The following is a 7094-nucleotide window of genomic DNA, read 5'->3' as shown; positions in this document are numbered from 1 at the left end:
ATTCGGATTAAATTTGCAATCTACCAAATGATAATTATAATATCAAACATGAGTCACTTTTGGGCGATGAAGATAATGTCTACTTTTTCTTGGATATGTCGCCGGAGCATGGATATGGCTATAAGACTATTCAACCATCAGGTTATGAGTTGACTGTGGGCGATAAGACTTTCAGCTTAACGGTTCAAAATCCATATAATTTGCAAGTAAATCATCCGAGGAAGGTTGGCTTGTGGGTTTATGAGCATGATGGTATAGGTAATGTAAATAAAGAAGTGGATAACGTCGCATGTCTTAATCGGGTACCTATTAAAGTAGATAGTGGCGTTGGATTAGGTTATACAGAAAAAATGGAATTCAAATTACCTTTGTCAGAATTAGGGATTAAGGGGACTGCTTCGCAAAATATTACTATGACAAATCATAACTTAGGTGATCAGACATTACATACTACTGGTGGTAGTACTGGACCAATTTTGCTTGCTGTCAGTGGTTTTGCAATTGCATTGTTAGCAGTAATCAAGGTACCAAAGCTAAGTGAATTGAGGAAGTCACTACATGAATAGTTTTTTACTATTGGGTATTATCATTTGGATATATATGCTGTCAGTCTTGAAAAGAGCTAAGCTGACGGCATTTTCTTTTATTGTCGGAAGCGTCGGAATGTTCTTCATTTTAATGGCTTTGAGTATGCCGTATTGGATCTGGTTCTTTACGCATGCCGTTATCAATGGAGTCGATTGGCTTGGCAGTATAACGCATATGAGTCAATGTTTTCCTAAGTACGGTATTGTTTATATTAACAATAATTTGAATCCAGTGACGATGACGATAGATTATGAATGCTCAGGAATTATTGAAACGGCAGCTTATACTAGTTTACTAGCTTTTTATCCAACCTATTCGCGTCAGGAAAAAGTTTTTTATTTAGTTTTTGGGACTTTATGGATCTATTTGTCGAATATTATTCGATTGATGATCGTGATATTAATGGTTCACTTTGGAGGAGCCTCTTTATTTTATTTGGCTCATTCAATTTTAGGAAGAATTATTTTCTATTTCCTAGTAATTACGCTTTACTATAATGTTTTTACATATTCTCGGTTGTCACAGGGAATTTATCAAATCTTTAAGGAAAGAATAAAACGTACATGAGATATTTTTGGTATTTAACAGTCAGACAAATGGGTTTTTGGTTGACTTGGATCCTAATTCCCATTGTAGTTGAAATTATTCCGGCTTTTATTTCAGCATTTGTCTTGGTAATGAAGAATAAACATCAAGATAGGGAAGAAATGCCAATGAAACTGCCTTTCATAACGGTGATCGTGCCTGTCTATAATTCGGAAGCAACACTTTATAACTGTGTTAAATCAATTAAGGATTCAACTTATCCTAGTGATTTGATACAGGTCATTTTGGCAGATAATCAAAGTACTGATAATAGTTTTGGAGAATTCGCCCGAGCCCAAACAGATTTTGGATTACATATGCAGTTGCTTAAAACACAAAAAGGTAAAGCTAATGCTTTAAATGCGTCTATTTATCAATCAATTGGAACTTATATTTTCAATATCGATAGTGATGGAACCTTGGAAACCAATGCTTTGATGAATATGGTTTTGAAGTTTGAAAATAATTTGGATATTTCGGCAATGACAGGAACTATTTTGCCAAGAAAAGATATGATTAAACGGACAAAGAAGTTTCATTTACGTCTGTTAAGGGATAATGAATATTTTGAATATGCGCAGGCATTTTTATCGGGACGAGTAATTGAATCATACAGTGATCAACTGTTTACAATGTCAGGGGCTTTTTCAGCTTTTCGTAAAGCAACATTGATGAAAACTTTTATGTACGATACGCAAACGTTGGGTGAAGGTTGGGTGAAGATACTGAAATGACATTTCAAATTCGTGATCGCATGAAACAAAAGGTTCTTATTTGTACAGATGCTATTTTTTATATCGAGCCTATCGGAAGTTTAGATGAACTGTATCGACAACGCCAACGTTGGCAGCGTGGTGAACTGGAAGTTGCGAAGGATTATATGGGTAAAGGTGCTGGCTTAAAATATTTCTTTAGTAATTTTTTAGTCAGAAGAATGATGATCGACCACACTTTTATTTTTCCGAAGATGATTTGGATGTTTGCTAGTGTTGTCCTGTTATTTTTGCGTTATTCTCCTGTTATCTTGGGATTATCATATCTGATTATTTATGGACTGTATGTTTCAGTGTCGATAGTTAATTTTTTATGTGTGGAATTATTGTTAAAAAAATTTGAAAATGAACGTCGCTTTTATTCCAAATTATTCTGGGTCGTTTTTTGCTTACCATTGTACAACTTCATCTGTTCTTGGTTTAGATTGATTGGATCATTGAATGAATCGGCCGAAAATAAAAATTGGAATTCACGAGGATTCAAAGAAGAATCAGGGAATATTGTAAAAGTTGTTAAAGGTGACGTTCGCAATTTAGAGAGGAAATGAAATTGAATATAGAAGGATATCAAACTTATAATACTTATAAATTAACATCGTATATCAATGCAAGCCATGCTGTACGTTGGGAAGGTGGTATGGGTAAAGAACATATGCATACTTGGGCGGTTGTTTGCGAAATTCACGTAAATAATGATTTAATGGTTCCCTTTAACGAAATTGAAAATCAGCTTAAAGAGGTTTCTTCACGTGTTTCTGGTAAATTTCTGAACGAGGTACCGCCATTCGACCATGTTAATCCTACTTTAGAAAATTTAACGACTTACTTTTTCCAAGTTATTAATGATTTATTGCGTAAAAACAATGCGGTTCTAACACGTCTAGAAATTGGCGAATCTCCAACTAGATTTTACTGTATCGAAATGAAACATTAGAGGTAGCGTATGAAGGATAAATTCTTTAAATTTGGTAGTAGATTTGTAAAATATCTCTTTTATTTTCTATTTTTACTGACATTTTATTTTGCTATAACATCGCCTAATTTGATTCTTGGAGACAATAATATCACTGGAGCAGGAACTACGCTTTATACGACTTTCTATATTATTATAGTAATAGCTTTGATTGTTTGTTTCTTTACGTATCAGGAGTTTGCTGATTTTTTGAGGTTTATTTTTGTCGATCGGGCTTTGATAACTTCATTTGTTATTTTAGGTTTAGCAGTGATATTTCAAATCATTTTTGTTTTGAATATCCATCCGGGAATTGGATTTGATGCTGGAGCGTTACATCAGGCTATGTTTAATACGACTGATGCGGAAACAAAAGGATATTATTCATTGAATCCTAATAATATTCCGATAATGCTTTTACAGCACCAATTGGCAGTGATTTTTCACAGTCGTTCGTGGTTATTTTTTGATATAGTAACGATGATTTTAGTTGATTTGTCAGCTGCTTTTAACTTTGGTAGTATTCTGGTAATTGATAAAGATAAATTGCCGTTGGCAGTTTATTTGCATGCTTTATGGCTATTCCTGTTTCCGATGATCATTGTACCGTACACTGATGCCTGGGTTTTACCGTTAGTTTCGCTGTATATTTTTTTCTATTGCTTGTTGCATTACGGAAAATTTGCTTGGGGATACAAAATCCCAATAGCCGTTCTTTTGGGCATGACAGTTATTTTTTCTTATTTCATTAAGCCGTCATCAATTGTCGGTTTTATTGCCATTGTTTTAATTGAATTTTTGTATTTGTTCAAAGTAAAAGCTGGTAAGAAGAATGTTCTCAATGAATTAATCTTTTTATTGATCATCATTATAGGAATGGTGCCAACTTATTCGATTACAAATTATGCGATCGATCATCAAAAATATATGGAAATTGATACATCACGTGCAATTCCACCGATTCATTTTATTGGTATGGGTGTTTCAGGCGATGGTGGATACAATGCTAAAGATGCTCTGATGATGGCTAAAGTACCGAATAGACAGGCTCAAGTAGATTATTCAAAAAAAGTCTTGAAACAAAGATTGAAGAAAATGGGACCAATTGGTTGTTTAAAATTTCTCTTTAAGAAGCAATCGAATAATACTGCTGATCGAACCTTTGCTTGGATCAAAGAAGGTCATTTTATTAAAGGAAATCCTAATCCATCATCGAAAGGATTCAATGGTAAATTACGCAACTTTGTTTATTTGTATGGTAAAAATTTAGGAGATTTTCGTTACGTTACTCAAGTATGGTGGGTCGCTTTGTTGGCAATTATTTTCTTTAATTGGCATGATAATCGTAGAATTGTTCAATTATTGCGATTAACTATTATCGGTGGCTTTCTATTTCTTTTGATTTTTGAAGGTGGTCGTAGCCGTTATTTGATTCAGTATTTACCAGCATTTTTATTGTTAGCGACTGTTTCCTGGAGCAATTCTTGGCGACAAGTTCGTAAACTTTTCTCTTGGATAAATTGAGTTTTAATATAATGTAAAATTGTTGATCTCTGTAATAAAAAATAATTGAGTCAATTTTAGGCGAGCGTATTATTTATAATGAACCCCTCATGTTGGAGATATTCAATGGAGGGGTTTTCTTATGTCTAAATATAGAGAATCATATGTACAAAAAAAGTTCTAAGCAAAGAATTTAATCTTTACTTAGAACTAAACTTAGGTTGTTTTATAATTGGCTTCAATTACTGAGATTCTTTACAATTCTTTTTATATTTAATTGGAAATGGTTTTAACAAAATTTTGATAGGCTGTTTCTTCATCGGTTTCAGTGATTTCAAGCTGATTTAATTTATTGTTATGCAAATTACTTTCAACAACATTTACTTCATGGGTAAAAGTTGCATTACCAATTAATCTAATTTCACTTTGTTCCTTATGTTCACGATTTAAAATAATGTGAGTCTTAACTAGACCGCCAGGGTTGTAAACAGAGATATCTTTGTTGGCATCGAATTGGTCTGGGTTAAGCAACGCGAAAATTAAACTAGCAGCAGACATTCCAGTGCCGCAAGCATTAGTGAAGCCAACGCCTCTTTCATAGGTTTGAACAAAAAGTGTATTAGTTTTAAGAATTTGACTGAAACTGATGTTAACTCCTTCAGGAAAATAATCATTTTGATCGTTGAGTTTTTGTCCTAAGTTTTTCAATTCAAGCTGATTAATATCAGAAACGAAACTGATCAAATGAGGATTAGGAACGGCTACGGCCGAAAAAGTTTGTTCAGAAATAAATTCAGGAATGCTTTGATCTATCATCTCATTGAAATTTTTATATGAGAAGGGTAGATCTTTTTTTTGAAATGAAATTGGTGATATTTCAACACTGAATGTGGGAACACCAGGGTATAAGTCTTCAGCTTTAGAAACCGCTAGATCTGATTCCATTGTCTCAATTTTGAAATTATCAAGTTGATATTTTTCTGATAAATAACGACTGACAGTTCTTAAACCGTTACCACACATTTTAGCCTCACTGCCATCAGCATTAATAACACGCATTTTTCCTAAACTAGTATCACTAGCATCAACTACTAATAGGCCATCAGCACCGCCTAGTATGTTAGCGCAGAGGTTGATTGCTAAATTGATTAGTTCTTTATCTGTTAATGGTTTTTCAAGCATAGTTTGATCTAAGATAAAAAATTTATTTTCTGATCCGTGTACCTTTAATAGTTTTACCATTTTTTTACCCCATTACTTAAAGAATGTTTTGTAAATCTGTCTAACTGCATTGTCAGCATCAGCTTCTTGAATTCCAATCATGATAGAAATCCTCGAGGCACCTTGGTTGATCATATGAATGGCAATATTGTTTTGAGTTAGGGAATCAATAATTTGACCGATTGTATTGACGTTATGGGCAATGCCTTCACCAACCACCATAATAATTGCATAATCATCTATCCATTCCAAATAATCTGGCTGTAAAATTTCTTTAACATCATGACAAAGATGATTAATGGTTGTTTTGTCTAGTTTGCTACGATCAAAAATAACGGTTAAATCATCGATTCCAGAGGGCATATGTTCATAAGAAATATTATATTTATAAAATATTTGTAACAACTTTAAGGTGAAGCCAACTTGCTTATTTAGAAGATAACGATGAATATAAAGGGCAGAAAAACGCTTTGAACAAGCAATTCCAGTAATGACATTGGCAGGATTAAATAGAAATTGTTCAGGAACGATTAAAGTGCCTTCAGCATTAGGATTGTTAGTGTTTTTGACGTTAACAGGAATTTGCCCTTTAACGGCAGGGATGATTGCTTCATCTTGGAAAACTGAAAATCCGGCATAGGATAATTCACGCATTTCACGATAAGACATTTTTTTAATGGCCTCAGGATTTTTCACAACATGATTGTTGGCCGTGTAAATGGCATCTACATCAGTAAAATTTTCATAAAGATCGGCTTTGAGCCCACAGCTTAAAAGGGCACCGGTAATGTCAGAACCTCCTCGTGAAAATGTATAGATATTGCCTGTTTGGGTATATCCAAAAAATCCAGGAACAACGATACGACTATCTTCTGGTAAATCCAATTTTGCTAAATTTGAATAAGTTTCCGGCGAGATATCGGCATCATTAGGTTGTCCATGAACGATAATTCCGGCGGATTTAGGATCTAAAAAGATGGATTTAATTCCCTGAAAGTTAAGAATTTGATTTAGTAAAAGAGCATTTAATAATTCTCCATGAGCTTTAAATGCTGCTAGAAGATGATCATCATCGGAGAATTCTTCAGTAGCTAGGTTCAAAAGTTTGTTTTTTAGTAAGGCAATAAATTTATCATCGAGTTTAAAATAATCACTTATTTCATGATATCTTGAGATAATTTTTTTGATTACGTTAGTGTAATCCTGGTTGTCCATAACTGCTTTAGCGTATTCAATCAGTAGATCAGTAACTTTGGTATCGCCAGTGTAACGTTTTCCGGGAGCAGATGTGACAATTACCTTTCTTTCAGAATCGTCTTTGATAATTTTGATGACCTTGGTAAATTGTTCGCCAGTGGCAAGGGAACTGCCCCCAAACTTGATGACCTTCATACAATGCACCTCTAAAATTAAATAGTTTTTAATGATGAGTGTATCATTTTTTGTTGTTATGACAAGGAAAACATAAATTA

6 protein-coding genes and 1 pseudogene are annotated in these 7094 nt (G+C 33.7%); 5 read left to right on the top strand and 2 right to left on the bottom strand.

Annotated elements, in window-relative coordinates; all coding sequences use genetic code 11:
- The first annotated feature begins 11 nt into the window (after positions 1-11).
- From FD26_RS07310 to FD26_RS07290, 5 genes and pseudogenes are all read left to right on the top strand, one after another.
- Positions 12-566: a Firmicu-CTERM sorting domain-containing protein gene (locus tag FD26_RS07310; RefSeq protein WP_338078484.1), complete on the top strand. Its 555-nt coding sequence runs from the start codon at positions 12-14 to the stop codon at positions 564-566.
- Positions 559-1155, top strand: coding sequence for an exosortase family protein XrtG (xrtG, locus tag FD26_RS07305; RefSeq protein WP_057867773.1), 597 nt, complete (start codon positions 559-561; stop codon positions 1153-1155). The genes FD26_RS07310 and xrtG overlap by 8 nt, the downstream gene beginning before the upstream one ends.
- Positions 1152-2494: pseudogene (locus FD26_RS07300) on the top strand (TIGR03111 family XrtG-associated glycosyltransferase). The gene xrtG and the pseudogene FD26_RS07300 overlap by 4 nt, the downstream one beginning before the upstream one ends.
- A 2-nt stretch (positions 2495-2496) precedes the next feature.
- Entirely contained in the window at positions 2497-2880 is a 384-nt protein-coding gene (locus FD26_RS07295; protein ID WP_075887877.1) for a 6-carboxytetrahydropterin synthase, read from the top strand.
- Between the two features lie 9 nt (positions 2881-2889).
- Positions 2890-4422 carry a TIGR03766 family XrtG-associated glycosyltransferase gene (locus FD26_RS07290; RefSeq protein ID WP_057867771.1) on the top strand — a complete coding sequence of 511 codons (1533 nt, stop codon included), beginning with the start codon at positions 2890-2892 and terminating at the stop codon, positions 4420-4422.
- A gap of 252 nt (positions 4423-4674) precedes the next feature.
- Here FD26_RS07290 and dapF read toward each other — a convergent pair whose 3' ends face one another.
- Together dapF and FD26_RS07280 are read right to left on the bottom strand one after the other, a co-directional pair.
- Positions 4675-5643 (bottom strand): diaminopimelate epimerase, encoded by a 969-nt coding sequence (gene dapF, locus FD26_RS07285; protein WP_057867770.1) that lies wholly within the window; start codon positions 5641-5643, stop codon positions 4675-4677.
- A 12-nt stretch (positions 5644-5655) separates the two neighbouring features.
- Positions 5656-7014 (bottom strand): aspartate kinase, encoded by a 1359-nt coding sequence (locus tag FD26_RS07280; RefSeq protein WP_057867769.1) that lies wholly within the window; start codon positions 7012-7014, stop codon positions 5656-5658.
- Between the last annotated feature and the right edge of the window lie 80 nt (positions 7015-7094).

This window comes from Companilactobacillus crustorum JCM 15951, assembly GCF_001434585.1.
In the GTDB taxonomy this organism is placed as follows: Bacteria; Bacillota; Bacilli; order Lactobacillales; family Lactobacillaceae; genus Companilactobacillus; species Companilactobacillus crustorum.
This window is presented reverse-complemented; position numbering and strand designations above follow the sequence as displayed.